The following is a 3,308-nucleotide window of genomic DNA, read 5'->3' on the forward strand; positions in this document are numbered from 1 at the left end:
CGCTCAGCGCACCGCGGCCGCCGCCGCGCCCGCGGCCCTTGCCGCGTGACTGCGACCGGCCGCTGCCCATCAGCGCCTCGGTGTCGGCGTCCTCGCGGCCCAGCATGTCGGTGATGTCGGCGATCTTCTTGCGCAGCGGCGTCGGGTCCAGCCCGTGCTCGGTGTTGTAGGCCACCTGCTTCTCGCGTCGCCGCCGCGTCTCCTCGATCGCCTCCTGCATCGAGGGGGTGACCGAGTCGGCATACATGTGCACCTGGCCGGAGACGTTGCGCGCGGCACGGCCGATGGTCTGGATCAGGCTGCGCGCCGACCGCAGGAAGCCCTCCTTGTCGGCATCGAGGATGCTGACCAGCGACACCTCCGGCAGGTCGAGGCCCTCCCGCAGCAGGTTGATGCCGACCAGCACGTCGAACTCACCCATCCGCAGCTCGCGCAGCAGCTCGACCCGGCGCAGCGTGTCGACCTCGGAGTGCAGGTAGCGCACCCGCACGTCCCGCTCGAGGAAGTAGTCGGTGAGGTCCTCGGCCATCTTCTTGGTCAAGGTCGTGACCAGGACACGCTCGTTGCGCTCGGCCCGCTCGCGGATCTCGTGCAGCAGGTCGTCGATCTGACCCTTGGTCGGCTTGAGAACGACCTCCGGGTCGACCAGGCCGGTCGGGCGGATCACCTGTTCCACCACTCCGTTGGCCTTGGCCACCTCGTAGTCACCCGGTGTCGCGGAAAGGTAGACGGTCTGCCCGATCCGCTCGAGGAACTCCTCCCACCGCAGCGGGCGGTTGTCCATCGCGCTCGGCAACCGGAAGCCGAAGTCGACCAGGTTGCGCTTGCGGGACATGTCGCCTTCGTACATCGCGCCGATCTGCGGCACGGTCTGGTGCGACTCGTCGATGACCAGCAGGAAGTCCTCCGGGAAGTAGTCGAGCAGACAGTTGGGCGCCGACCCCCGGGAGCGTCCGTCGATGTGCATCGAGTAGTTCTCGATGCCGGAGCACGAGCCGACCTGGCGCATCATCTCGATGTCGTAGGTCGTGCGCATCCGCAGCCGCTGCGCCTCGAGCAGCTTGCCCTGCTTCTCGAAGGCGGCGAGCTGCTCCTCGAGCTCGGCCTCGATGCCCTTGATCGCCCGATCCATCCGCTCCGGACCCGCCACGTAGTGCGTGGCGGGGAAGACGTACATCTCCTGCTCCTCGTGCACGATCTCGCCGGTCAGCGGGTGCAGGGTGTAGATGCGCTCGATCTCGTCACCGAAGAACTCGATCCGCACGGCGAGCTCCTCGTAGACCGGGATGATCTCGACCGTGTCGCCCCGGACCCGGAAGGTGCCGCGAGTGAAGGCCAGGTCGTTGCGGGTGTACTGCATCTGCACGAACCGGCGCAGCAGGTCGTCTCGCACCACCTCGTCGCCGACGCGCAGCCGGGCCATCCGGTCGACATACTCCTGCGGCGTGCCCAGGCCGTAGATGCACGAGACGGACGCGACCACGACGACGTCGCGGCGGGTCAGCAGCGAGTTGGTCGTGCTGTGCCGCAGGCGCTCGACCTCGTCGTTGATGGACGAGTCCTTCTCGATGTAGGTGTCGGTCTGGGCGATGTAGGCCTCGGGCTGGTAGTAGTCGTAGTAGCTGACGAAGTACTCGACCGCGTTGTTGGGCAGCAGCTCCCGGAACTCGTTGGCGAGCTGGGCAGCCAGGGTCTTGTTGGGTGCCATCACCAGGGTGGGCCGCTGGACCTGCTCGATCAGCCACGCCGTCGTCGCCGACTTGCCGGTGCCGGTGGCACCGAGCAGCACGACGTCCTGCTCGCCGGACTTGACCCGCTGGGTCAGGTCGGCGATGGCGGACGGCTGGTCACCGCTGGGAGAGAACTCGGAGATGACCTCGAACGGGGCCACCGTGCGCTGGAGGTCGGTCGTGGGACGCATGCCTCAACCGTAGACTCCCCCACCGACAGGCCCACCTCGTGCACGGCGGATGCGCATGCCGGACGCGTCGCCGGCCACCGGGCGCGGTTCGCCACTCACCTCACGGCACCCGGAACGTCCAGTCCGGGTTGCTGAACTTGGTCTCGACCAGCTCGCGCGCGCGGGCCAGCTCGGCGTCGGTGTAGGTGCTGTCCCGTGTGGCGTAGTGGGCCCGGAAGTGCGCGGCGAACGCGGTCAGGATGTCGGCACGCGCCATACCGGTCTGTGATCGCATCGGGTCGACTCGCTTGGCGGCGGACTTCGTGCCCTTGTCGGACATCTTCTCCCGGCCGATGCGCAGCACGTCCATCATCTTGTCGGCGTCGATGTCGTAGGCCATCGTGACGTGGTGCAGCACCGCGCCCGCGGCGAACCGCTTCTGCGCGGCTCCGGCGATCTTGCCCTGGTCGGACGCGATGTCGTTGAGCGGCACGTAGCGCGCGTTGACACCGATGTCGGCGAGTGCGCCCATCACCCACTCGTCGAGGAAGGCGTAGGAGCGCTCGAAGCTCAGCCCCTCGACGAGCGAGGTCGGCACCGCGAGCGAGTAGGTGATGCAGTTGCCGGGCTCCATGAACATCGACCCGCCGCCCGAGATCCGCCGCACCACGCCGATGCCGTGGCGGCGGGCGCCCTCCGCGTCGATCTCGTTCTTGACCGACTGGAACGAGCCGATCACCACGAGGGGCGAGTCCCAGTCCCAGAACCGCAGGGTGGGCGGACGCTCCCCGGCCGCGACCTCCTGCGGGATGACCTCGTCGAGCGCGACGTGCATCGCCGGATCGAGCACCACCGGCGGGATGAGGTCGAAGGTGTGGTCGCCCCACCCGGTCGCCTTGCCCAGCGCGCGGCGGACCGCGATCCCGACCGCGTCGGGGCCGAAGCCCACCATCGAGACGCGGTCGTCGAGGGCCCCGCTGATGGCTTGGGCAAGCTGGTCGGCGTTGGCGTCGGCGGGCATCCCGGTCAGGGCCGCGTCGATGTCCTCGAGGGCAGAGTCGGGCTCGAGGAAGAAGTCACCGGACACGGCCACCCTGGCCAGCCGGCCACCCTCCACGTCGACGTCGACCGCGACCAGCTTGCCACCGGGAACCTTGTACTCACCACGCACGCCTCGCACCCTAGCCGTCAGGCTCGCTCAGCCACCGAGCAGGACCGTGATCGCGGTGGCCACACCGAGCGCGGCCAGCAGCACCGTGGCGGCGCCGATCCGCACGATGTCCGGCCAGGGCGACAGGTCGAGCCGATCCGCCGACAGCCGCACGACCCGGCGGCGCAGCAGGGCCGCGAAGCCGGTGGTCACCAGTCCGGCGAGGGCGCTGGCGGCGACCAGCGCCCACTGCCCCTC

The 3,308-nt window shown here is 69.1% G+C and carries 3 protein-coding genes; all 3 read right to left on the bottom strand.

Going from position 1 to position 3,308, the window contains the following annotated elements; genetic code table 11:
* Positions 1 to 1,921, bottom strand: a 1,921-nt coding sequence (uvrB, locus tag FRW57_RS19305; RefSeq protein ID WP_152186801.1) for an excinuclease ABC subunit UvrB, incomplete at its 3' end; no start/stop codon positions are given.
* 100 nt (positions 1,922 to 2,021) lie between these two features.
* Positions 2,022 to 3,071 carry a lipoate-protein ligase LplAB gene (locus FRW57_RS19310; protein WP_152186802.1) on the bottom strand — a complete coding sequence of 350 codons (1,050 nt, stop codon included), beginning with the start codon at positions 3,069 to 3,071 and terminating at the stop codon, positions 2,022 to 2,024.
* A 27-nt stretch (positions 3,072 to 3,098) separates the two neighbouring features.
* On the bottom strand, positions 3,099 to 3,308 hold a 210-nt coding region (locus tag FRW57_RS23525; protein WP_203230426.1), incomplete at its 5' end, for a hypothetical protein.

It is taken from the genome of Segeticoccus rhizosphaerae (genome assembly GCF_009192725.1).
GTDB lineage: Bacteria > Actinomycetota > Actinomycetes > Actinomycetales > Dermatophilaceae > Segeticoccus > Segeticoccus rhizosphaerae.